Source organism: Stenotrophomonas sp. ASS1 (genome assembly GCF_004346925.1).
Classification (GTDB): Bacteria; Pseudomonadota; Gammaproteobacteria; order Xanthomonadales; family Xanthomonadaceae; genus Stenotrophomonas; species Stenotrophomonas maltophilia_A.
Genome location: NZ_CP031167.1, coordinates 884,092 through 907,164 on the forward strand (window position 1 = coordinate 884,092; position 23,073 = coordinate 907,164).

A 23,073-nucleotide genomic window follows, 5' to 3' on the forward strand; every position below is an offset into this window, starting at 1 on the left:
TGACGGTGGTCAGGTCCCTGTACGAAGCCACGGCCCCGAAGGGCCGTGGCGGTCGTGCAGGGGGCGCGGTGGATCAGAAGCGCTGCTGGTATTTCATGTAGATGAAACGACCGATGTCGAAGCCACCGTAGTAGGAGAAGTTGGCGCTCGGCTGGCTGTACATGGCCGGTCCCTGGCGGCCGAACACATTGTTGGCACCGATCGAGACGGTCGCATCCCATGGCAGGTTGTAGCGCGCCTGCACGTCGTGGAAGGTGACCGATCCGCGACGGTTGTAGTCACGGCTGCCACTGAACCACGGCGCGCGCTGGCCCGGGTGCGAGCACTCACCCGGATACGTGGCTGCATCCAGGCAACGCTCCTTGACCGCGGAGAAATAGCGCAGGCCCCAGTTAAGGCCGAGGTTGCCACGCTCCCAGCCCAACGATGCGTTGGAGCGCACACGGAAGCCGATGCCGCCGTTGCTGGCGATGCCATTGCTGGGAATGGGCGGGGCATCCGCCTCGTTGGTGGTCCGTTCTTCCGCGGCGACCACATAGGTGGTCTTCCAGTCGGCGCTCAGCGTGCCCCAGGACGTTTCGATCTTGTGGCCGATCTCCAGGTCATAGCCTTCGGCCTGGCGGAACCCGCTGTTGCGGCTGCCATAGTTGAGCGTGTTGACGATGCCCAGTTCCGGGTCGCGGGTGAAACTGCCGCAGCGCTCGGCGATGCCCAGTTCGTAGCAGTCGCGGAGGATGTCGTTGGGATGGTCGGCGACGATGGTGTTGTCGATGCGGATCTTCCACCAGTCCAATGCAATGTTCAGTCCTTCGGCAAACGTCGGGCTCCAGACCAGGCCCAGCGTGCGGCTGGTCGAGGTTTCCGGCTTCAGGTCGGGATTGGAACCGTTGGTGAAGGGCAGGGGCGTCTGCCCACTGCTGCCGGTGATCGGCTCGTTGCCCTGGCCGAGCTGGCGGTAGCTGTCCGCATTGGCGATGTCGGCGGCGCAGCGTGCACGTACCTCCGGGCTGCTGGCGGCGGCGCCATAGACCGTATCGCAGGGATCACGGAAGCCGGTGGTGAAGGTCTGCGAGCCGCCGCCGTACAGATTCGAGATGGTCGGCGCACGGAAACCCTGGGCCCAGGTGCCACGGACCAGCAGCTGGTCGATCGGCTTCCACGAGATGCCGAACTTGCTGTTGAGGGTTCCGCCGAAGGTGGTGTAGTCCGAGTAGCGCGTTGCCATGTCCAGGGTCAGCTGGCGTGCACCGGGGAGGTCGCTCAGCACCGGCACGCTCAGCTCCAGATAGGCCTCGTCGACACGGTAGCCACCGCCGGTGGGGCCCGCCGCCAGATTGGTGGTGGCGCCGGTCTGGGCCAGCGCATCGGGAATGAAGCGACCCTCCTCGCGGCGGCTCTCCACACCCAGGGCGAAGCCCAGTTCCCCGGCAGGCAGCGTGGCAAGGCCGCCACTGAGGCTGGCGAACAGGTTGCGGGTGGTGTTGCGGCCACGGGTGAGTTCCTCGGGGAACAGCCAGTCCTGCAGTTCGCCATTGCCGGTCAGGCCGTACGGGTCATCCTGGCCATACGGCACCAGTGGATTCCAGGGCTTGCAGCCGGCAATCGGTGCATCCGGTGTACCGCATTCCACCTTGCCGGTGGCCGGGTTGTAGAACGAAGGACCGGTGGAATCGGCAACGCGCTGCTTGTGCAGGTCGCCGGTGGCACGCTGCTCCAGCTCGCTGCGGTTGTACTGGTAGCCGGCTTCCCAATCGAAGTCGCGACCGGCGAACTGGAAGCTGCCTTCAAACGCTGCGACACCCTGCCAGGTGGTCAGTTCGCTGGTGCTGATGCGTGGAATCTCCCAGGTGCGGCGGTTCCAGTGCACGTCGCTTGGGCGTTCATAGCCGTGGTGGCTGCCGAACGGATTGAACCAGCTGTCGGCGGACATCGGCGTGATGCCGGCCGCACCGGACTGGAACGGATAGCCGGCAATCTGGCGCGTGGTGGTGCGTCGGTTGTAGGCCAGCTGGGTGTTGAAACGGATCTGGTCGTTCAGATCCATGCGTGCATCGACGAAGAGCGAATCGCGCTTGATCGGCGTCTGTACGTGCATCTGTTCATTGCTGTTGCTGACATCACCGGTGAACGGCGTGTTGTCACTGAGGTGGAAGCTGTCCGGCCCGCCCGGCTGGCTGCCGCGATCGAGCGAATAGCTGCAGCCACGGACGCTGCTGCAGCCCGGGCCCTTGAAGCCGACGATGCGCCCCCACTGCCCGACCGTGGTCCAGCCATCGTCCGGATGACGATCGGTATAGGTGTAGGCGCTGAAGCCGCGGTCCTTCGCCCAAACGCCCTTTTCTTCGACATGCTCGGCGGCGACACTGATCGAAGCGCGGTCATTCGACCAGCCGGCAACCACGTCGTACTGGGTGCGGGCCCCATCGCCTTCGCTGAACTGCCCGTGGTAGACGTTGGCGGTCACGCCCTGGACGTTGCGCCGGGTGATGATGTTGACCACGCCGGCCATCGCGTCGGAACCGTAGATGGCCGAGGCGCCGTCCTTCAGCACTTCCATGCGTTCCACGGCAGCGGCGGGAATGCTGGATATGTCCTGGTAACCCGAAGTGGTCATGCCCAGGCGCTTGCCGTTGACCAGCACCAGGGTGCGCTGTGCACCGAGGCCGCGCATGTCCACGTAGCTGCCGCCTGCGGCCTCGCCCGCACTGAGCGGGCTGGCACGGCTCAAGGCCGGGCTGCCGGTTGCGGTCAGGTTCTGCAGGATGTCGGCAACGGAATTGAAGCCCTGCCGCTCGATGTCGGCGCGGCTGATGGTCAGCACCGGCTGCGCGGTTTCCAGGTCGACCTGGCGGATGCGCGAACCGGTGATCTCGATACGGTCCAGCGTGGTGGCTTCCGGTGCGTGCTGGGCGAATGCGGGGGCGGCCAGTGCGGTGGTGGCCGTCATCGCCAGTGCACGACGGATCGCCAACCCGAGCTCGGGAATACGGATGGTCATGGGTCTCTCTCTCAGTCTTCGAAGTCTTCGGAACACAGCCAAGCGGGGCTGCGTCAACTCCACCGCGGCGGTGGATGTTCGAACCTAGTGAAGATGGATGGGGAGACGTATGGGCAAGCGACGAAAGCGCTGCAGATGGCTGTGACGCTTCTGCACAAAGCGGAAGCAAATCAATCGATTGCTCCAACCTGTGGCATCGCGGCGGACGCAGCGCAGAGGACCGTGTCCCTGATTGAACGCATCACGGTCAATGTGGAAAGCGACAGTCTGCGCGGAGGCAGAAAAAAACCACGGCCCTGAAGGGCCGTGGTCGTCGAGCTTCAACAGCGCGGATGGATCAGAAGCGCTGCTGGTACTTCATGTACATGAAACGACCGATGTCGTAGCCACCGTAGTAGGAGAACGACGAGTTCGGCTTGCTGTACATCACCGGCGCTTCCTTGCCGAACACATTGTTCGCGCCCACCGAAACGGTGGCATCCCACGGCAGGTTGTAGCGGAACTGCACGTCGTGGAAGGTCACGGCACCGCGCTCGTTGTACGCGGTCGGCGACTTCAGCCACGGAGCCAGGAAGGTCGGATCGGAGCATTCGTCCGCATAACGCGAGGCGTTGAGGCAGCGCTCCTTCACACCGGAGTAGTAGCGTGCCGTCCAGCTGACGCCGAAGTCACCCACATCCCAGCCCAGCACCAGGTTCGAGCGCACGCGGAACGCAAGGCTGGTGGCGGTGCCGATGGTGTTGGCAACGCCGTTGATCGGCGTGATCGCTTCGCGGACATCGTTGGTGGAGCGGTAGACGTTCTTGCTGACGTAGGTGCTGGTCCAGCCTGCGCTCAGCTTGCCGTAGCTGGTGTCGACGCGGTAGCTGACATCCAGGTCGTAACCTTCGGTCTCGGCAAAGCCGGCATTGCGGTTGCCGAACTTCAGGCCGGTGACGATGCCGTTGGACGGGTCACGGCTGAAGCGGCTGCAGCGCGATTCGATGCCCTGCTCGTAGCAGTCCCTCAGGATCTGGTTCGGACTGTCACCGACGATGGTGTTGTCGATGCGGATCTTCCACCAGTCCAGCGCCACGTTGAGGTTGCTGAGGAAGGTCGGGCTCCACACCAGGCCCAGCGTCTTGCTGGTCGAGGTTTCCGGAACCAGCAGCGGGTTCGAACCGGACACGAACGGCGTCGGGGTCGCATCCTGCGCCGTGGTCACCGGGGCGTTGCCCTGCTTCAGCTGGCGGAAGTTGGCGGCATCGGCGATGTCACGTGCGCATCGCGCGCGGACTTCGGCACTGCCCTTGGCCGAGCCGAACACGGTGTCGCACGGATCGCTGAACTGCGCGAAGGTTTCCGAACCACCACCGTACAGGTCGTTGATGGTCGGGGCGCGGAAGCCTTCTGCCCAGGTACCACGGACCAGCAGCTGGTCGATCGGCTTCCACTTGAAGCCGAACTTGCTGTTGAGCGTGTTGCCGAAGGTGTTGTACTTGGAGTAACGGGTGGCGGCACTGAAGCTCAGCTCACGCGCACCGGGCAGGTCGGCCAGCACCGGCACGCTGAGCTCCAGGTAGGCTTCCTTCACGTTGTAGCTGCCACCGGTCGGGCCTGCGGCCAGGTTGGTGGTAGCGCCGGTCTGGGCCAGGGCATCGGGGGTGTAGCGGCCATCTTCCTTGCGGCTTTCCACGCCGAAAGCGAAGCCGAGGTCGCCGGCCGGCAGGGTCATGATGCTGCCGGACAGGTTGGCGAACGCGTTCTTGGTGGTGGTCCGGCCGGTGGTGTGCTCCGCCGGGAACAGCCAGGCCATCAGTTCTTCATTGCCGGTCAGTCCGTTCGGATCGTTCTTGCCGTAGGGCACCAGCGGGTTCCACGGCGTGCAGCCGCTGATCACCGCGCCCGGACGGCCACACATCACCTTGCCGGTGGCCGGATCCAGGAACGACGGACCCACGGCGTCACGCACGCGCTTCTTGTGCAGGTTGCCGGTGGCGGTAGCGGTCAGCTCGTTGCGGTTGTACTGGTAGCCCACGTCCCAGTCGAAGTAGCGCTGGCCGATCTCGAAGCTGCCATCCAGCGACACTACCGCACGGTAGGTCTTCAGTTCGCTGGTGCTCACACGCGGGATTTCCCAGGTGCGGCGGTTCCAGGCCACGTCGGTTGGCTTGGCATAGCCGTGCTGGTTGCCGAACGGATTGAAGTAGCTGTCCTTGGACATCAGGCCGGTGGCGGTCGGGTCGCCCGAGATGGACACCGAGCTGGACTGCAGGGGGTAGCCTGCAATCTGGCGCTCGGCCGAACGCTTGTTGTAGCCGAATTCGGTGCGCAGGTTGACCTGGTCGGTGATCTTGAAGCGACCGTCGAAGTACACCGAATCACGCTTGAGCGGATACATGACGTGCATCTGTTCGTTGGCGTTGCTGACGTCGCCGGTGAACGGGGTCGCATCGGTCAGGTGGTAGTTGGCCGGGTTGGTCGGGTCAGCACCACGGTTGAGCGAATAGCCGCAGCCGTCCTTGGTGTTGGTGCAGCCCGGGCCGCCCTTCAGGCCGGTGACCTGGCCCCACTGGCTCAGCGTGGTCCAGTTGGAGGCATCGTTCGGGTGGCGGTCGCTCACGCCGTACTTGCTGAACCAGCGGTCCTTGGCCCAGACGCTCTTTTCTTCGGAGTGCTCCAGTGCCAGGGTCAGCGACACGCGGTCATTGCTCCAGCCACCCACCACGTCGAAGCGATCGCGCGCGCCGTCACCTTCGCTGTACTGACCGTGGTAGACGTTGGCGGTCACGCCGTTGACGTTGGAACGGGTGATGATGTTGACCACGCCGGCCATCGCATCGGAACCGTAGATGGCCGACGCGCCATCCTTCAGCACTTCGATGCGCTCCACCGCCGACACCGGCAGCGAGGACACATCCTGCAGGCCCGAGGTGCTGATGCCCAGGCGCTTGCCGTTGACCAGCACCAGGGTGCGCTGCGCGCCCAGGTTGCGCATGTCGATGTAGGTGCCGCCGGTGTTTTCGCCCGAGCTCAGTGCGTTTGCACGGCTGATCGCCGGGCTGCCCATGGCGGTCACGTTCTGCAGGATGTCGGCCACCGAGCTGAAGCCCTGGCGCTCGATGTCCAACCGGCTCAGTGCCAGGACCGGCTGAGCGGTCTCCACGTCCACCTGGCGGATGCGCGAGCCAGTGATCTCGATGCGATCCAGGGTGGTCGGCGCGGCGGTGCTGCCACTCTGGGCGAACGCAGGCAGGGCGGCCAGCGTCGCAGTGGTTGCCAGGGCGTAGCGGATGGCCTGCCCCAGGGGGGTGGTACGTGAAGTCATGACGAGCTCTCTCTCTCTCAGGTCGTGCAGGGACGCCAAAAGGGGCGTCGAAGAAATCGGCCGCCCACAAGCGGACCGATGACCCGATAGTAGTCTCGTTGGTTAATGCTCTGTAAAGAGGTCGTGTCGATTTGTACCAGGCTTCATCGTCAGATTTCACGAAAGCTCAACAAAAGCAGTCGCTTAGCTGTAACGCTGAATGCGCTCCCCCGACTTGATCTGCTGCGTCGCAGCAGGTCAACCGGGGGCGCATGCGCGAACCGTAACGGTGTGTGACCTTCTTTCCCTCGCGGGAAAGCGTGAGCCTCAGGCTACGAAGGGCCGGAACTGGATGCCCAGCCCGGCGATGCCGTCGGTCTCGCCGATCAGATCGGCGCGCAGCAGTGGCCGGGCATCAATGAAGGCCTGCGGCACGATCAACGACAGGCGGTTGTCGTCGGCGGTCAGTTCCAACGCCGGCAGTGGATCGTCCTCATGGGCACGATTGAGCAGCACCGCCAGGCGCAGCAGGGCGGCCAGCCGGCGAGCGGTCAGCAGCAGGCGCTCGGGCAGGGCGTCGAAGGCGGTCTTGGTCACGCTGCGGCGATGGCTGCGCACCAGCGCGGCCAGCATCTGCTGTTCCTGCCGCGAGAAGCCGGCGATATCCGAGTGTTCCAGCACGTAACTGCCATGCACGTGGTAGCCGCTGTGCGCGATCATCAGGCCCAGCTCGTGCAGGCGCGCGGCCCAGCCGAGCATGCGCGCGTCGTCGGCATCGAGCCGCCAGCGTTCCTGCACCTGTTCCAGCAGTGACAGCGCGGTGTCCTGCACACGGTCGGCCTGCACGGTATCGATGCCGTAGCGCTGGCTGAGCGCGGACACCGATTCATCGCGCAGATCGTTCTCGCCAGCGCGGCCGACGATGTCGTAGAGGATGCCTTCGCGCATCGCGGCCTTGCTGACCAGCAGCTTCTGCAGGCCCAGCGCCTGGAAGGCGGCCTCCAGCACCAGGATGCCGCCGGCAATGATCGGGCGGCGGTCGCTGGACAGTCCCGGCAACTGGATGTCGTCGATCTTCTTGGCCTTCAGCAGTTCGTCGCGCAGTTGCGGCAGGGCCTCGGCGGTAATCGCGCCCTTGCTCAGCTTCATCGTCGCGCAGATCTCGCTGATCGCCTTGTGCGTGCCGGACGAGCCCAAGGCTTCCTGCCAGCCCAGCGCGCGGTACTTGCTGGCGAAGGGCTGGAACTCGCGGCCGATCTCGGCCAGTGCGTCCTTCCAGCGCTTCTTGCTCAGCTTGCCGCCGGGGAAGAAGCGCCGGGTGCTGGCGATGCAGCCGGCCTGCAGGCTTTCGCGCTCCAGGGTCTGCATGCCCATGCCGATGATGAATTCGGTGGAGCCGCCGCCGATGTCGATGACCAGCCGGCGCTGGCCGGGCTTGGGCGGTTGTGCATGGGCCACGCCCAGGTAGATCAGGCGCGCTTCTTCGCGGCCGCTGACCACTTCGATGGCGTGCCCGAGCGCGGTTTCGGCGGGAACCAGGAACGACTGCGGTGAACGCAGCTGGCGCACGGTATTGGTGGCCAGTGCGCGCACCCGGTGCGGCGGTACATTGCGGATGCGCTGGCCGAAGCGGGCCAGGCATTCCAGCGCGCGCTGCCGGGCAGCGGAGGAGAGCCCGCCTTTGCCGTCCAGGCCGTCGGCCATGCGCACCGTCTCGCGCAGGCGGTCGATTACCCGCAGCTGGCCGAGCGTGTAGCGCGCGATGACCATGTGGAAACTATTGGAGCCAAGGTCGATGGCGGCCAGCAGGTCGCCATCCTGCAATGCGGGCGGAGTCGTGGTGGTGTGCGGCATGGACGAATGTTAGCCGAAGGGGCGGTGTGCTCGTCACCGCGCGGCCTTCACATTTTGGAAGAGGGGAGTGCGGCAGGGCTGCGCCCTGCACCCGCAGAGGCCAGAGCAACAGCAACAGCAACAGCAACAGCAACAGCAACAGCAACAGCGGGCTATCCGTGGGATGGCGGGGCGGGTCCGATGGCAGGGGACGCCGTGAACCCGTCCATGGGGGCTTGGTCGCCGCATCCATGCGGCTCACACCCCTGCCACCGGACCCACCCCGCCTTCGACAGTTCTCTGCGATCTGCCGGGACGGCGTTCTGCGCGGCTGTTGGTGGGTGTCGACCTTGGTCGACACGGTAGATCCACGCCATGCGTGGATGAATCCAAACGTGCCGACCAAGGTCGACACCTACCGGGTCAGAGACCCTGCATCAGTGCCATCTGCGCAGAATGCGGTGCCTCGTCGTGGGCGGGCGCACGCTTGTGGTAGATGCCGTCGGCATCCAGTTCCCAGGCATTGAGGTTGTCGTCCAGGTAGTTCTGCAGGACCTCGCGGTAGACCCGCTTGGCCAGCTCCGGGTCGAGGATCGGGAAGCAGGTCTCGACCCGGCGCAGCAGGTTGCGTTCCAGCCAGTCGGCGCTGGCGCAGTACATCTCCGGTGCGCCGTCGTTGCCGAACCAGTAGACGCGGCTGTGCTCCAGGAAGCGGCCGACGATCGAGCGCACGCGGATGTTGTCCGAGATGCCCGGCACACCCGGGCGCAGGGTGCAGGCGCCGCGGATGATCAGGTCGATCTGCACGCCGGCCTGCGAGGCGGCGTACAGCGCGCGCACCACCTGCGGTTCGTTCAGGGCGTTCATCTTGGCGATGATCCGCGCCGGGCGGCCGGCGGCGGCGATGCGCGTCTCGCGCTCGATGCGGCCGAGGATGCCAGTGTGCAGGGTGAAGGGCGACTGCAGCAGGCGCTTGAGCTTCATCTTCGACGCCAGCCCGGACAGCTGCTGGAACAGCAGGTGCACGTCGTTGCCGATGTCCGCATCGGCGGTGATCAGGCTGATGTCGGTGTACGCGCGGGCGGTGCCGCTGTGGTAGTTGCCGGTGCCCAGGTGCACGTAGCGGCGCAGCTTGCGGCCCTCGCGGCGCACGATCAGCAGCATCTTGGCGTGGGTCTTGTAGCCGACCACGCCGTACACCACCTGCACGCCGGCCTCCTGCAGGCGATCGGCCAGGCCGAGGTTGGCTTCTTCGTCGAAGCGCGCGCGCAGTTCGACCACCACGGTCACGTCCTTGCCGTTGCGCGCGGCCTGGATCAGTGCGTCGACGATCAGCGAATCCTTGCCGGTGCGGTAGAGGGTCTGCTTGATCGCCAGCACGTTGGGGTCGATCGCCGCCTGCCGGATCAGGTCCAGCACTGCGGTGAAGGCATCGAACGGGTGGTGCAGCAACAGGTCCTGGCGCGCCGTGGTCTCGAAGATGCCGTCACTGTCGCGCAGCGTGCGCGGGGTCATCGGCGGGTACTTCAGGTCCGGCTGCGCGATCAGGTCGTACAGCTGGATGATGCGGTTGAGGTTGACCGGGCCATCGATGCGGTACACCGCGTTCTCGGTCAGGCCGAAATTCTGCAGCAGGGTTCGCACGATCTCGCGCGGCATGTCGTGGGCGATCTCCAGCCGCACCGCCGGCCGGTAGCCGCGGTCGACCAGCTCGTCACGCAGTGCCAGCGCCAGGTTCTCCACTTCCTCCTCGTCCACCACCAGCTCGGAGTTGCGGGTGACGCGGAACTGGTAGGCGCCCTGGACTTCCATGCCCGGGAACAGCTCATCGACGAAGGTCGACAGCACCGAGGAAAGGAACACGAAGTTCTGCGGCCCGCCGAGCTTCTCCGGCAGCTGGATGATGCGCGGCAGCGAGCGCGGCGCACGCACGATGGCCAGGTGGCCGGCGCGGCCGAACGCGTCGGTGCCCTTCAGCACCACCACGATGTTCAGCGACTTGTTGAGGATCTTCGGGAACGGGTGCACCGGGTCCAGGCCCAGCGGCGACAGCACCGGCATGATCTCGTTGCGGAAGTACGCACGCAGCCAGCGCTTCTGGCGATCGGTCCAGGAATGGCGGCCGAGCACGCCGATGCCGGCGTCCATCAGCGCCGGGCGCAGCGTCTCGTTCCAGCAGCGGTACTGCTGGTCCACCAGTTCCGCGGCGCGGTCATGGATGGCGTTGAGGATGGCCTGCGGGCTCATCCCGTCCGGCGCCGGCGGCAGGCCGAATTCCTGCGCGTGGCGTACGGCAGCGGCGCGGATCTCGAAGAACTCGTCGAGGTTGGTGCAGGAGATGCACATGAAGCGCAGGCGCTCCAGCAGCGGCACCTGCGGGTCCATCGCCTGGGCCAGCACGCGGAAGTTGAAATCCAGCTGCGACAGCTCGCGGTTGATGTACAGCGCCGGGTCGCGCAACGGATCGTTGTCCGGGCTCACGGGGAGGGGGAGGGATCCGAGGCTGCTCATGGCGTCATTCTTCGATGGAGGTCAGGGGGGCGGACTCGCGCGGGCGCACGTGGTCGGCATCGAAATGGCAGGAGAACACCGAGCCCTTGCCGACCTCGCTTTCAATCTCCAGCCGTGCGTGGTGCAGGCCGAGGATGTGCTTGACGATGGACAGGCCCAGGCCGGTGCCGCCGCTCTCGCGCGAGCGGCTGCTGGACACACGGTAGAAACGTTCGGTCAGGCGCGGCAGGTGGGTGGCCGGGATGCCGTAGCCGGAATCGCGCACCGCCAGCACCGCGCCGTCGCCTTCGCGGCGGAACTCCACCGCGATGCGGCCCCCGGCCGGGGTGTAGCGCACCGCGTTGGTGACCAGGTTGGAGAAGGCGCTGTGCAGTTCCTTGGTCGAACCCTGCAGGTCGACACCGGCGAGGTCGTCGATGCTGATCTGGTGGCGGCCCTGGCTGTGCGCCTCGGCCTCGCGGCGCAGCGTCGCCAGCATCGGCTGCATGGCCACGGTCTCTTCCTCGCTGTGTTCCTGCGATTCGAGGCGCGACAGCGTCAGCAGGTCTTCCACCAGCTGGGCCATGCGCTGGCTCTGCTTGCGCATTTCTTCCAGCATCGGACCGGTGCCCGGGAAATCCTCCGGGTCCATCATGTCCAGGTAACCGTGGACCACGGTGAGCGGCGTGCGCAGTTCGTGTGAAACGTTGGCGACGAAGTCGCGGCGCACCTGTTCCAGGCGCAGCAGCTTGCTGACGTCGCGGGCGATCAGCAGCCAGTAGTCCGAAGAATACGGAATCAGTCGCAGGTTCAGGCGGATCGCAGGATCGACGGGTGAGGGCACGTCCAGGATCGGCTCGGCGTTGCGGCCGCCGGCCAGCCAGTGCGCCAGCGGCATCGGCTGCAGGCGTTCGACCAGCGCCTCGCCGAGGTCGCCCGGATGATGCAGGCCAAGCAGGGCGGTGGCCGCTTCGTTGAACCACTGCACGCGCTGGCTGTTGCGGTCCAGCACCACCACCGCATCGGGAAGTGCGGCGGCCGCAGCGCGATAGCTGCGCAGCATGTCCAGCAGGCGGCGCTTGCGCACGCGCATTTCCACCTGGTTGCGGTACAGCAGGCGGTCCAGCTCGTTCCAGACGCCGGTGCCTTCTTCGGCGGTATCCCAGCGCTGGCGCGCGGTCAGGCGCCGCAGCACGCTGCGCAGTCGCCAGTAATGCCATGCCAGCGTGGCCAGCGCGCCCAACGCGATGCACAACCACAGATGGCCCGTGAACCACCCCACCAGTCCGGCGAACAGCAGTACCGCGGCAACGGTGGCCAGGGTCTTCAACCAGGCAGAGCGGATGTGGCGGGGCATTGCGATCTCGTCGTTGAGGTGCGGCGGTTCACTGGGGTGAACCGAGGGTTATAGCAGAGTTGCCGGCGCCGGCACCCGCAGGTGCGTGGCGCCGGCACGACGAGGCTCAGGTAGCAGTGGAGAAGCGGTAGCCGGCGCCGCGCACGGTCTGCACCATGTTTTCGGCGTTGAACGGTTCCAGCGTCTTGCGCAGGCGGCGGATGTGCACGTCGATGGTGCGCTCCTCCACGTACACGCTGCCGCCCCACACATGGTCCAGCAGCTGGGCGCGGGTATAGACGCGCTCCGGGTGGGTCATGAAGAAGTGCAGCAGGCGGTATTCGGTCGGGCCGATCGGCACCGGCTGGTCGTTGGCGAACACGCGATGGGCGGCGCCGTCGATGCGGATCGGGCCGACCGCCACGCTGCCGTCCTCGTCGTCCTCGCGGGCGCGGCGCATCACCGCACGGATGCGGGCCAGCAGTTCGCGCGCCGAGAACGGCTTGACCACATAGTCGTCGACGCCGGCTTCAAGGCCACCCACGCGGTCGTTCTCTTCGCCGCGGGCGGTCAGCATGATGATCGGCACTTCGCGGGTCAGGGTTTCCTTGCGCCAGCGCCGGGCCAGATCCAGGCCACTGGTGCCGGGCAGCATCCAGTCCAGCAGGATCAGGTCGGGGACGCGGTCGGCGATGGCGGTCTGGGCCTCACGGGCGTCGCCGGCGTGGACCGGTTCGTAATCGCCCTTGCGCAGGGCGAAGGCGACCATTTCACGGATCGCGGGCTCGTCATCGACGATCAGGATGCGTTTCTGCACGAGGACACCGTAGGGCTCGGTTACTGGAGTGGTGCCAGTAGACTACGGTTTGATGACATGTTTGTGACTACCTGGCCGGAACCGTTCGGGATTGCCATCGGCCGGTCATGCAGCGCTCAGCGGCGGTCCAGGTCCGGGTCCTGCACGCCCTGCCGGCGCAGCTCCAGCACGGTGGGGGTGATCGCCTCGATGCGCGCATCCACCCGCGCCCGGCCTACGTAGTCCAGCGCCGGGTTGCGCTTGAGCGCCTGCAGCTGCATCAGCGACTGTTCCGGTCGGCCGCTGAGGAAGGCCGCCTCGGCGTAGGCCTCGCTGGCACGCACGCTGTCGCCGGCCAACTCGCTGGCGCGGGCGTACCGCTGCTGGAAGACCGGATCGTTACCGCTTTGCGACAGCAGGGGCCGCAGCATGGCCTGCGCACGCTGGCCCGCCTCGCGGCTGCCCTGTTCGTTCAGGATCTCGGCATAGGTCAGCGCCACCGGACGGCTGTTGGGGTGCTGGCGCAGCAGCTGCTCGAAGCGGCTGTTGGCCTGGGCGGTCTGGCCTGCACGCGATTCGGCCTCGCCCAGCCCCAGAGCCAGCCACAGGTTGTCCGGGCGGGTCTGCAGCAGGCCTGCCAGGGTCTGCCGGGCCTGGGTGGCGCCGGCGCGACCGCTGCGCATCACCGCCAGCGCCTGGCCATAGCGCTGGGCATCGTTGAGGCCGTCCTTCTGACGCTTGGCCAGATCGGCATACTCGCGTTCCAGCTCGGGGGTGGAATCCGCGCTGAGCACGCGCAGGCGCTCGCGCGCCCAGTCGAAGTCGCCACTGGCGCCGCGGCTGAGCTGGCCCATCGGGATGCGCAGCACGCTGCTGGGCAGCAGCGGGTTGGTTCCGCGCAACAGGGGTTCGGCCAGGCTGGGATCGGCCGGGTCCACGCGCTCCCTGCGCTCGCCGCTGGGGGTGCTGGTGGTCAGCAGCACCGTGTCCTTCTTCATCTGGTCGGCGCGGGCCTTCGCCTCGCTGATGCGGGTGATGTTGACCGGATGGGTGCGCAGGAACTCGGGCACGCTGTAGCCCCCCTCGTTGCCGCGCATCGCCGATGCCATCCGCTCGAAGAAGCCGGCCATGGCGTCCACGTCGTAACCGCTGCGCGACAGCGTGCGGATGCCGAGGCGATCGGCCTCGGATTCGTTGGAGCGGGTGTAGTTGATCTGGCGCTGCTGCATCAGGCCCATGCCCGAGCTGATCGCGGCCATCGTCGCGTTGCCGGACGACGTGCTGTTGCTGGCCTGTGCGGCCACCACCGCCGCCAGCATGCCGAGCAGGATCGGGATCTGGTCGCGCTGGGCACGCTCGACTCCGCGCAGCACGTGCTGCTGGGTGACGTGCGCGATTTCGTGCGACAGCACCGCAGCCACCTCGTCTTCGCGCTCGGCGGTCAGCACCAGGCCGGCATTGACCCCGATGTAGCCGCCCAGCGTGGCGAAGGCGTTGATCTGGCGGTCCTTCATCACGAAGAAGGTGTACGGCTGGCGAGGCTGGTCGCTGTTGGAGCCGAGCCGGGTACCCATGGTCTGCAGCCAGTCGTTGACCAGCGGGTCATCCAGCAGGTAGCCGTAGTTGCGCAGCTCGCGCAGCATCATCGCGCCGTACTCGGCCTGGCGGGCCGGGGTCAGCAGCTCGCCGGCCGAGGAGCCGATGTCGGGCAGCTTCTCCTGGGCCTGGGCGAGCGGCATGGCCAGGGCCAGGGTGACGGCGGTAGTCAGCAGCAGGGCTCGCAAGCAGTGGGTCCTCGGGCAGGGCGCGCCAAGCGTGGCAGGGTGGGGGGCAACCATTCGTTAATCCACAGTGTTGCGGCCGTGGCGTGGAAATTCCAGCGCACCGGTACCATATGTAGACCGTCGATCCATCGTGGAGTTTCCCGTGACAGCCCAGACCGCCGGCGGTGCCCCCGCCATCACCATCTATTCCACCGCCGTCTGCCCGTACTGCGTGGCCGCCAAGAACTTCCTGAAGAGCAAGGGCCAGCAGTGGACCGAGGTCCGCATCGACCTGGACCCGGTCGAGCGCGAGAAGATGATGGCACTGACCCGCCGTACCAGCGTGCCGCAGATCTTCGTCGGCGACGTCCACGTGGGCGGCTACGACGACATGATGGCCCTGCACCGTGAAGGCAAGCTCGAGCCGCTGCTGGCCGGGCAGGGCCAGGCATGAGCGCGGCCGACGACGGCAGCAAGGATCGCATCGCCGAGTTCACCGACTTCCGCAAGCGCATGAACGAGCGGATCCTGGGCGAGCCGAACCAGGTGGTGCGCCGCTTCTTCGCGCTGGACACGCAGACCTACCAGGCCGGCGCGCTGGACGTGAAGACCAAGGAACTGCTGGGCCTGGTGGCCTCGATGGTGCTGCGCTGCGACGACTGCATCAGCTACCACGTCGCCCAGTGCAAGGACGCCGGGGTGACCCGAGAAGAGTTCTTCGAGACCTTCTCGGTCGGCCTGGTGGTGGGCGGTTCCATCGTGATCCCGCACCTGCGCCGCGCGGTCGACTTCCTCGACCAGCTCGAAGGCGGCGCCGCCGCCCCGGAAGCGCACGCGCACTGAACCTGACGGGCGCCGGGAACCGGGGTCTGCGGCCCTCCCGGTAGTGCCGGCCGCTGGTCGGCATCCCGTGAACCCCACATGGCCGAGGTTGCCGGCCAGCGGCCGGCACTACCGAGCGCTTCCCCGCAATCCAACAGCCCAGGAGCCCCTTCTTGTTGAAGGGGCGCGCCGACAGGCGGGGGTAGAGGAAGCATGCGCGGGCAATTCTGCCTTACCCGGCTCGGACTAATTGCCTATTTGGGGTCTCCGAGCCGGGTAAGGCATAATTGCCGGTGAAACTTCCTTTGCGCCGGCGTTTCCGGGCACGTCCGGACGGCGTTTTTCCCCCTGTTCGGAACATCGATCAATGACGCAGAAAATTACGGTCATCCGCGGCGACGGCATTGGCCCGGAAATCATGGACGCCACCCTGTTCGTGCTCGACCAGCTCAAGACTGGCCTGGAGTACGAAGACGCCGACGCCGGCCTGGTGGCCCTGGAAAAGCACGGCGACCTGATGCCGGCGGTGACCCTGGAATCGATCGCGCGCAACAAGGTCGCGCTGAAGAGCCCGCTGACCACCCCGGTCGGTGGTGGCTTCACCTCGATCAACGTCAGCCTGCGCCGTCACTTCGACCTGTACGCCAATGTGCGTCCGGCCCACACCTTCCCGAACACCAAGTCGCGTTTCGACAACGTCGACCTGATCACCGTGCGTGAGAATACCGAAGGTGCCTACCTGGCCGAAGGCCAGGAAGTGTCGGCCGACGGCGAGACCGCCTTCTCCGGCACCCGCATCACCCGCAAGGGCTCCGAGCGCATCGTGCGCTACGCCTTCGAGCTGGCCAAGAGCACCGGCCGCAAGAAGGTCACCGCCGTACACAAGGCCAACATCATCAAGTCGACCTCGGGCCTGTTCCTGAATGTCGCCCGTGAAGTGGCTGCGCAGTACCCGGACATCGAATTCCAGGAAATGATCGTCGACAACTGCTGCATGCAGCTGGTGATGCGTCCGGAACAGTTCGACGTGATCGTCACCACCAACCTGTTCGGCGACATCATCTCCGACCTGTGCGCCGGCCTCGTCGGTGGCCTGGGCCTGGCCCCGGGTGCCAACATCGGCAAGGACGCGGCGATCTTCGAAGCCGTGCACGGCACTGCGCCGGACATCGCTGGCCAGGGCAAGGCCAATCCGTGCGCGCTGCTGCTGGCAGCGGCGCAGATGCTGGACCATGTCGGCCAGCCGGAAAATGCCGAGCGTCTGCGCAAGGCCATCGTGGCGACCATGGAAGCCAAGGATTCGCTGACCGGCGACCTGGGCGGCACCGGCACCACCATGAGCTTTGCCCAGGCCATCGCCAGCCGCCTGTAAGCGGCCGGCGTTCCTTGACGGAACCGCAGCGGGGCGCCTTCGGGCGCCTCGTTGCGTTGTGGGTCGGCTCGGTAGATCCACGCCATGCGTGGATGGCGGGGCTTTGGTCCGCAGCCACCCATGGGGCGGCTCTACAGGGGATTGTCTGTGCGAAATTCGCACAGATCATGTGCTTTTACATGGCTGGTTCGTGCGCCGTCCGCTCCGCATCATGTGCCCACTTTTCACCGCACAGGAGCTTGAACATGAACCTCACCGCCTTTGGTCTGGCCAGCCTGATCGGCATGGCCACCGTTACCCCCGTCACCGCTGCCGAACCGGCCCATCCCACCATCCGCCACATGGCTGGCGCACCCGTTGTGGCTTCGCTGGATGCGGCGAAGACCGCCGTGCTGGTGATCGACTTCCAGAACGAATACTTCGACGGCAGCGCTGCGCCGGGCTTCGCCGGTGGCCGAATGGTCATCCCCGATGGCGTGGCCGCACTGCGGCAGGCGAAGCGGGTGGTCGAGTTCGCCGATGCCCACGGCATCCGCGTGATCCATGTACAGCACGTGTTGCCGGCGGGTGCGCCGCTGTTCGCGCAAGGCAGCGTCAATGCCGCCTTCCATCGCGACCTGCAGCCGCGCAAGGGCGAGACCGTGGTGCAGAAGGACAACGTCAGCGTGTTCGCCGGTGACTCGGCCGCAGTGCTCGACCAGGTGCTGAAGGATGCCGGCATCGACACCCTGATCGTCACCGGCCTGCAGACCCATGCCTGCGTGGCAGGTGCCGCCCGCGATGCCGCAGCGGCACCGCGTGGCTACCGCGTCATCGTGTCGTCCGATGCAACTGCCAGCCGTGATCTGGATCTTGCCGGAGGCCAGCGCATCGGTCATCGCGCGCTGCATGACGCCTCGCTGGCGCAGATTGAGGACACCTTCGGCGATGTCATGGCGACTGACGCGATCCTGGCACTGCCTGTGCGCAAGGCCGGCGACGGCGCTTGATAAGCTGACGGGGCCCGCACGCCGCGGGCCCCGCCACCTGGAGCCGCCCGCCGATGGACCATTTCGCCGCCCTGCGTGCGCTGCGCGCCATCGTCGATGCAGGCAGTTTCACCGCCGCCGCCGAACGACTGGGTACCACCCATTCGGCGATGTCACGGCAACTGCGGCAGCTGGAAGAACATCTAGAGGTTCGACTGCTCGATCGCAACAGCCGCCGGCTGTCACTGACCGAAGCCGGTCGCGATTACTACCGCGAGGCGGCAGCGCTGCTGGATCGCCTGCAGGAGGCGGATGACCGCGCACGCGCAGGGCAGGCACAGCCCAGCGGCACCGTGCGGATCAGCGTGCCGCAGGTGGTCGCCAGCCAGGAGCTGCCGCATTGGTTGCCGTCGTTCCTGCAGCGCTACCCACAGGTCACGCTGGATCTTTCCGCCGACGACCAGCTGGTTGATGTGGTCGGGGGCGGCTTCGACCTGGCGCTGCGCATCGCGCCTTCCTTGCCGGACAGCCAGCTGGTCGCGCGCGAGCTGGCCAGCTGCCCACGCATCCTGGTCGCCGCACCGGCCTATCTGGCGCGGCACGGTCTGCCCCGGCAGGCTTCGGACCTCGCACAGCACACGCTGCTTGGTTTCAGTCCCACAGCGGCGATGTCGCCCTGGCAGCTGCAGGGGCCACGCGGTGCCGCCGCGAGCATCGAGGCGGGGCAGCGCCTGCGGGTGGATGCGACGCCAGCGTTGTATGCCGCTGCGTTGGCTGGCATGGGCATCAGCCTGTTCACTGCGCTGACCGTGCAGGAGGACCTGCGTGCCGGCCGCCTGATCCGTGTGCTGCCCGCCTGGCACGCCGGACAGCGGCGCTACTTCGCGCTGTATCCGCACGCGCGGGCGCTGGCGCCGAAGGTGCGTGCGCTGGTCGAGCACCTTGCGGCGCACTACGCTGCACAGGTGGGCGCGGCGGGGTAGTCGCGCGGCAGCAACCGAGGTGGTGATGGAGTCGGTGTATCTGCTGGTCGCGCTGGGCGCGATCGTCGCCGGATTCGTGCAGGGCCTGTCCGGCTTCGCCTTCGGCATGGTGGCGATGTCGTTCTGGGCGTGGGGACTGGAGCCGCGGCTGGCGGCGACGCTTTCGGTGTTTGGTGCGCTGGTCGGGCAGCTGGTCGCAGTGTTCACCGTGCGCCGCGGTTTCAACCTGCGCCTGCTGCTGCCGTTCGTGCTGGGTGGGCTGGCCGGCATTCCGCTGGGCGTGACGGTGCTGCCACGGCTGGACATGGACTGGTTCAAGGCGCTGCTGGGTGGCTTCCTGGCGCTGTGGTGCCCGGTGATGCTGATGGCGCGCTCGTTGCCTCCGGTCCGCGTCGGCGGCCGTATCGGTGATGCGATTGCTGGCATGGCCGGTGGCGTGCTCAGTGGCATCGGCGGCTTTGCCGGGCCGGTGCCGACGTTGTGGAGCACCCTGCGAGGCTTCGGCAAGGACGAGCAGCGCGCGGTCATCCAGAACTTCAACCTGGCGATGCTGGCGGTGACCATGGCCACCTATGTCGGCAGCGGCCTGGTGAGTCGGCAGATGTTGCCGTACTTCGCCATCGTGGCACCGGCCATGCTGGTGCCGACCCTGCTGGGCGCGCGGGTCTACATCGGCATCAGCGAGGCACGCTTCCGGCAGGTCGTGCTGGGCCTGCTGACCGCGTCAGGCATCGCGTTGCTGGCGTCGTCGCTGCCGGTACTGCTGGCGCGCTGAGGGAAGAACAAAAAAGGGCGCCACGAAGGGCGCCCTTTGTCGTCTACGGCATGTTTCGGCTCAGCGCTGCTGGATCTTCGACAGCAGGCGCAGGAATTCAACATACAGCCAGACCAGGGTCACCATCAGGCCGAATGCGCCATACCACTCCATGTACTTCGGTGCACGCTGGGCGACACCGGTTTCGATGAAGTCGAAATCCAGCACCAGGTTCAGCGCGGCCACGACTACCACGAACAGGCTGAAAGCAATGCCCAGCCAGCTGGAGTCGTGGATCACCGGCACGTCGATGTTGAAGAAGCCCAGCACGAACGACGCGAGGTAGAGCAGGGCGATGCCGCCAGTGGCGGCGACCACGCCCATCTTGAAGTTCTCGGTGGCCTTGATCAGGCCGCTGCGGTACGCGAACAGCAGCGCGAACAGGGTGCCAAAGGTCAGCAGCACCGCCTGGAACACGATGCCCGGGAACTTGGCGTTGAACACGGCCGAGATGGCGCCCAGGAACAGGCCTTCCACCAGCGCATACATCGGTGCGGTGACCGGCGACCATTCCTTCTTGAAGACGGTGATGAGCGCCAGCACGAGGCCGCCGATGGCGCCGCCCATGGCATACAGCTTGGCTCCGGCCATGACCTGGCCGTAGTCATCGATGGTCTGGTTCCAGGCGAAGGCGGCGGTCAGCACGGTCAACAGCAGCAGGAAACCGGTCTTGTTGACGGTGCCGTTGAGGGTCATGGCCTGGTCGGGGCTGGTCACCACCGAGCCGCTGGCGAGGTCGAGGAAGGTGGACTCGGAAAGAGCCGGGTTGCCGCTGCGCATACGCGTTCTCCGTGCGAATGAGGGTCAGGACGGCCATCCGGCCGATGGGCGTGAGCATAGCCGATGACTGCTTTCGGCGTTGTGGCAGGCGCCGGATCTACGCATCCTGCGTTGACAGTTCCCAATGCGCTTGGCGACAATGACCAGCTCCCCGGGCATGGCCCGAGGGGATTGCAAGACCGGGGTATAGCGCAGTCTGGTAGCGCGCCTGCTTTGGGAGCAGGATGTCGGGGGTTCGAATCCCTCTACCCCGACCAATCCCACATCACGTCGGATTGGACACCGTTCCGGTTCGGGCGCCCGTAGCTCAACTGGATAGAGCACCGGCCTTCTAAGCCGGCGGTTACAGGTTCGATTCCTGTCGGGCGCGCCATTGGAATCAATGGTTTAAGTGCTCACATCCGTGAACATTGGTTCCCATTCGATGGCTGCACGACCCTGGGTGGCGAGCATTCCACCTTCCTCTTTTCCGATGAAAGATGCCCTTTGCATGGGGTGCAGTCGCACGGCGTGATGTCATGCAGGTTGCGGTTGACCGGCATCTGGCGACGATCGGCTCACTCCGCAGGTGCTTGAGCAGCGCCGCCTGGGATGGGGCAATGCGCCCGGCAACGAAAAAAGGCCAGCGCTATGCGCTGGCCTTTCTCATGTCGCGATGGTCGCGATGGATGCACTCTGGTCGAGTGCACCCCGGATGGATCACATCTGTTCCAGTTCGCCCACTCGCACCTTGCCGCCACCGCCGCAGTTGCCGTGGCAGCCGCCGCTGATCGGGCCGCTGCCGCCGCCACCACCGCCGCCACCGCCGCCGCCACCACCACCGCCGCGGGAGTTGGGCGGGAGGACGGTCGAAATCACTTCGCCGGAGTCGAAACCTGCACCTCGCCACGTGTAGTTGACGCAGGAAATACCGTTGCAGACGGTCAGGACATCGCCGGTCTGGACGCGCGTCTGGGCAGTCCAGACCGTGGTCCGGCCGTCATTGAGCTTCTGGACCTCTTGGGAAAGCTGCTGGTTGGTCACCGGATCGGGATACGGGGTTGTCAGCGTGCATCCGGCGGTGCAGTTGATGACGCCAGGAAGCTTTTTCGCTTGAAGGCTCCCGGCCGCCATGAACAGCAGCACGCCTGCAATGGCGGGAATGGAGTTTCTACCAAGCGAAGGGATAATCCCAATCAGTCTAGCTTTCACAATAGGTCCTTATCGTGGGATGCAACAGTTCTTGAAGATTTCGTTCGATGAAATGCGGGCTTTCTCTTTCTCTTGGCTGCTCAGGTTTTTCTCATGGTTGGCAATGTCATCGGTGGTGGCAAAACGTGGGTCCAGCCGGTTGAGGACGCGGGTGTACGCCAGGGCCGCAACGGGATCCGCAGGAACGATGCCGCCATAGGTGTAGGCCATCGCCATGTCGCTGATGACATTGACGTTCCCTTGTGATTCCAGTTCGCGCAGATATCCGGTGGCGGTGTCCTTCCACGCCTCGAGCGCCGCGGGATCACGGATTGCGTCATCAAGCGAACCGATGACTTTCTCCGGCGATCGCGAGTAGGCGCGCATCGCTTCCTGCGAGCCCATGGCGGCGGCCTTCGAAAGCCAATCGGCGTGATAGATGTCCTGATCCAGAGCCAGCGACTCACACTCTTTGAGGATTCGTTCCGACCGCTCCAGGAACCAGTTGCCGGCCCCGACCGTGGTGGCCGAATCCGCCAGCTTGTCAGCGCGATCCGAGATGAAGGTCTGGCATTGCTCGATGGTTCGATAGATTTCGTAGGTTGCCGTGGCATCTCCGGATTCGGAGCGCAGCATCAGTTGCTTGACGTGGGCAAGCGCGTCACCGGGAGGCCGGAACTCATTGCCTCTTACGATTTCGTAGGCCTTGGGGCCCACGGCCTTGTACGAGCCCGGCGGGATTTTGTTGTCCCGCTCAAGCCTTTGCGCGGCCGCCGCACCTGACGCCGGAAGCTGCCTTCCCTGGTCAGGCCGTTCATCGAGGCTGCCACTCTTCCCGGATTCCTCTGCCGTGGCATCCGCAGTTGCCTGCTGCCGGTAGCCGGACATTGCAACGGCTGCCACTGCCAGCACGGCTGCCAGCGCGACGAATCCGATTAGCCGCTTGCTCATCTATTGATCTCACCTTCATTGCAGGAATCGGCATGGTTGCAAACGCGCGCCCTGCGTTCCATGTCCTGCAGCTAACGTTGTATGAATGGATCTCCCCCATCCCTATTTGAGATTCATTCACGATTTGTTCACTAAGCGTTCATGCTCTCGGGGCGTGCCCGACGACGGGCGGGCTGTTCGCCAGCGCCTGACATCCGGTGCGTGCGGCACGCGCCTTCTCTAGCTCGGGATGGATGCAGATTCGAACGGCGTGGGTGAGGTGAAGCAGGTGCTGGTCGAAGTACATCGGCGGCGCAGGCGCCAACGGCGGCTTACCTTCTGCCGCGGTGCTGTCGCCTTGCGGGCGTTTGCTGGCCTGCTGATGGGGGTGACGGCCGAACGCAACACGTCGTTCGATGTGATCGAAACGATGTCGCCGATGGACAGTTGCGACCGATGTTCTGGGCCGACGATGAGCGCTTGCACGCGCAGGGTGTGCAAGCGATTACCCGTCGAGTGCTTCCTGGCAGGACGCAGTCGCGCAACGTGATGTTTCAGTTGCTCGACGGAGCGGGCCAGCCACGCCTGCAGCTGCAGGTCACGCCGAAAGGGGAGGCCACGCTGTCATTCCTGGATGGGCATGCGGACATCGCGCGCGTGACCTCGGCGGAGCAGCATTGATCTCCTGTTCCGGCCCCTGCACATCAATGTGAAGAAGTGCTTGCAATTCCT

The 23,073-nt window shown here is 65.8% G+C and carries 17 protein-coding genes and 2 tRNA genes; 9 read left to right on the forward strand and 10 right to left on the reverse strand.

Features of this window, described 5'->3' with window-relative positions:
- Window positions 1-73: 73 nt before the first annotated feature.
- The 7 genes from MG068_RS04110 to MG068_RS04145 all read right to left on the reverse strand — a co-directional run bounded on the left by MG068_RS04110 (window position 74) and on the right by MG068_RS04145 (window position 14,523).
- Window positions 74-2,998 carry a TonB-dependent receptor domain-containing protein gene (locus tag MG068_RS04110; RefSeq protein WP_132809321.1) on the reverse strand — a complete coding sequence of 975 codons (2,925 nt, stop codon included), beginning with the start codon at window positions 2,996-2,998 and terminating at the stop codon, window positions 74-76.
- Between the two features lie 337 nt (window positions 2,999-3,335).
- Window positions 3,336-6,305: a TonB-dependent receptor domain-containing protein gene (locus MG068_RS04115; RefSeq protein ID WP_049422614.1), complete on the reverse strand. Its 2,970-nt coding sequence runs from the start codon at window positions 6,303-6,305 to the stop codon at window positions 3,336-3,338.
- A gap of 306 nt (window positions 6,306-6,611) precedes the next feature.
- Window positions 6,612-8,138, reverse strand: a complete 1,527-nt coding sequence (gene ppx / locus MG068_RS04120; RefSeq protein WP_010483920.1) for an exopolyphosphatase — start codon at window positions 8,136-8,138, stop codon at window positions 6,612-6,614.
- Between the two features lie 402 nt (window positions 8,139-8,540).
- The gene (gene ppk1, locus MG068_RS04130) at window positions 8,541-10,628 is read right to left on the reverse strand and encodes a polyphosphate kinase 1 (RefSeq protein ID WP_132809325.1); all 2,088 of its coding nucleotides are present in this window, start codon (window positions 10,626-10,628) and stop codon (window positions 8,541-8,543) included.
- Window positions 10,629-10,632: 4 nt separating this feature from the next.
- Window positions 10,633-11,964 (reverse strand): phosphate regulon sensor histidine kinase PhoR, encoded by a 1,332-nt coding sequence (gene phoR / locus MG068_RS04135; protein ID WP_005415460.1) that lies wholly within the window; start codon window positions 11,962-11,964, stop codon window positions 10,633-10,635.
- A gap of 106 nt (window positions 11,965-12,070) precedes the next feature.
- A complete protein-coding gene (gene phoB, locus MG068_RS04140; RefSeq protein WP_005408258.1) occupies window positions 12,071-12,760 on the reverse strand; it encodes a phosphate regulon transcriptional regulator PhoB in 690 nt (229 codons plus the stop codon).
- A gap of 116 nt (window positions 12,761-12,876) precedes the next feature.
- Window positions 12,877-14,523, reverse strand: a complete 1,647-nt coding sequence (locus MG068_RS04145; RefSeq protein WP_032129079.1) for a M48 family metalloprotease — start codon at window positions 14,521-14,523, stop codon at window positions 12,877-12,879.
- A gap of 142 nt (window positions 14,524-14,665) precedes the next feature.
- On the opposite strand from MG068_RS04145, the gene grxC reads away from it, so the two are divergent.
- The 6 genes from grxC (at window position 14,666) to MG068_RS04175 (ending at window position 19,422) form a co-directional block, all read left to right on the forward strand.
- Window positions 14,666-14,956, forward strand: a complete 291-nt coding sequence (gene grxC / locus MG068_RS04150) for a glutaredoxin 3 (protein WP_049400919.1) — start codon at window positions 14,666-14,668, stop codon at window positions 14,954-14,956.
- Complete coding sequence (locus tag MG068_RS04155; protein ID WP_004146041.1) at window positions 14,953-15,345, forward strand: carboxymuconolactone decarboxylase family protein; 393 nt, start codon at window positions 14,953-14,955, stop codon at window positions 15,343-15,345. The genes grxC and MG068_RS04155 overlap by 4 nt, the downstream gene beginning before the upstream one ends.
- Before the next feature lie 346 nt (window positions 15,346-15,691).
- Entirely contained in the window at window positions 15,692-16,696 is a 1,005-nt protein-coding gene (locus MG068_RS04160; RefSeq protein ID WP_032129081.1) for an isocitrate dehydrogenase, read from the forward strand.
- Window positions 16,697-16,941: 245 nt separating this feature from the next.
- A complete protein-coding gene (locus MG068_RS04165; protein ID WP_049400917.1) occupies window positions 16,942-17,685 on the forward strand; it encodes a cysteine hydrolase family protein in 744 nt (247 codons plus the stop codon).
- Window positions 17,686-17,738: 53 nt separating this feature from the next.
- Window positions 17,739-18,647: a LysR family transcriptional regulator gene (locus MG068_RS04170; RefSeq protein WP_132809327.1), complete on the forward strand. Its 909-nt coding sequence runs from the start codon at window positions 17,739-17,741 to the stop codon at window positions 18,645-18,647.
- Between the two features lie 25 nt (window positions 18,648-18,672).
- Window positions 18,673-19,422 (forward strand): sulfite exporter TauE/SafE family protein, encoded by a 750-nt coding sequence (locus MG068_RS04175; RefSeq protein WP_032129085.1) that lies wholly within the window; start codon window positions 18,673-18,675, stop codon window positions 19,420-19,422.
- Window positions 19,423-19,482: 60 nt separating this feature from the next.
- On the opposite strand, the gene MG068_RS04180 is transcribed toward MG068_RS04175, so the two are convergent.
- On the reverse strand, window positions 19,483-20,241 hold the full coding sequence (locus MG068_RS04180; protein ID WP_049400915.1) for a Bax inhibitor-1/YccA family protein: 759 nt from the start codon (window positions 20,239-20,241) through the stop codon (window positions 19,483-19,485).
- A gap of 180 nt (window positions 20,242-20,421) precedes the next feature.
- On the opposite strand from MG068_RS04180, the gene MG068_RS04185 reads away from it, so the two are divergent.
- Both MG068_RS04185 and MG068_RS04190 read left to right on the forward strand, forming a co-directional pair.
- Window positions 20,422-20,498 (forward strand) — tRNA-Pro (locus MG068_RS04185).
- A gap of 39 nt (window positions 20,499-20,537) precedes the next feature.
- Window positions 20,538-20,614: transfer RNA gene (locus MG068_RS04190), tRNA-Arg, on the forward strand.
- A gap of 326 nt (window positions 20,615-20,940) precedes the next feature.
- Here the strand turns inward: MG068_RS04190 and MG068_RS21020 are convergent.
- Window positions 20,941-21,366 carry a hypothetical protein gene (locus MG068_RS21020; protein WP_165929922.1) on the reverse strand — a complete coding sequence of 142 codons (426 nt, stop codon included), beginning with the start codon at window positions 21,364-21,366 and terminating at the stop codon, window positions 20,941-20,943.
- Window positions 21,367-21,441: 75 nt separating this feature from the next.
- Window positions 21,442-22,362: a hypothetical protein gene (locus tag MG068_RS04200; protein ID WP_071228867.1), complete on the reverse strand. Its 921-nt coding sequence runs from the start codon at window positions 22,360-22,362 to the stop codon at window positions 21,442-21,444.
- A gap of 435 nt (window positions 22,363-22,797) precedes the next feature.
- Here MG068_RS04200 and MG068_RS04205 point away from each other — a divergent pair, with 435 nt between their 5' ends.
- Window positions 22,798-23,022, forward strand: a complete 225-nt coding sequence (locus MG068_RS04205; RefSeq protein WP_071228866.1) for a hypothetical protein — start codon at window positions 22,798-22,800, stop codon at window positions 23,020-23,022.
- Window positions 23,023-23,073: the final 51 nt, after the last annotated feature.

Excerpts from the sequence above, each read along its gene's own strand:
- phoR (WP_005415460.1), bottom strand. The coding sequence starts at position 11,964 with ATGCCCCGCCACATCCGCTCTGCCTGGTTGAAGACCCTGGCCACCGTT.
- MG068_RS04205 (WP_071228866.1), top strand. The coding sequence starts at position 22,798 with ATGTTCTGGGCCGACGATGAGCGCTTGCACGCGCAGGGTGTGCAAGCG.
- MG068_RS04110 (WP_132809321.1), bottom strand. The coding sequence starts at position 2,998 with ATGACCATCCGTATTCCCGAGCTCGGGTTGGCGATCCGTCGTGCACTG.
- MG068_RS04155 (WP_004146041.1), top strand. The coding sequence starts at position 14,953 with ATGAGCGCGGCCGACGACGGCAGCAAGGATCGCATCGCCGAGTTCACC.
- ppx (WP_010483920.1), bottom strand. The coding sequence starts at position 8,138 with ATGCCGCACACCACCACGACTCCGCCCGCATTGCAGGATGGCGACCTG.
- MG068_RS04170 (WP_132809327.1), top strand. The coding sequence starts at position 17,739 with ATGGACCATTTCGCCGCCCTGCGTGCGCTGCGCGCCATCGTCGATGCA.
- MG068_RS04175 (WP_032129085.1), top strand. The coding sequence starts at position 18,673 with ATGGAGTCGGTGTATCTGCTGGTCGCGCTGGGCGCGATCGTCGCCGGA.
- MG068_RS04180 (WP_049400915.1), bottom strand. The coding sequence starts at position 20,241 with ATGCGCAGCGGCAACCCGGCTCTTTCCGAGTCCACCTTCCTCGACCTC.
- MG068_RS04200 (WP_071228867.1), bottom strand. The coding sequence starts at position 22,362 with ATGAGCAAGCGGCTAATCGGATTCGTCGCGCTGGCAGCCGTGCTGGCA.
- ppk1 (WP_132809325.1), bottom strand. The coding sequence starts at position 10,628 with ATGAGCAGCCTCGGATCCCTCCCCCTCCCCGTGAGCCCGGACAACGAT.
- MG068_RS04160 (WP_032129081.1), top strand. The coding sequence starts at position 15,692 with ATGACGCAGAAAATTACGGTCATCCGCGGCGACGGCATTGGCCCGGAA.
- MG068_RS04165 (WP_049400917.1), top strand. The coding sequence starts at position 16,942 with ATGAACCTCACCGCCTTTGGTCTGGCCAGCCTGATCGGCATGGCCACC.
- MG068_RS04115 (WP_049422614.1), bottom strand. The coding sequence starts at position 6,305 with ATGACTTCACGTACCACCCCCCTGGGGCAGGCCATCCGCTACGCCCTG.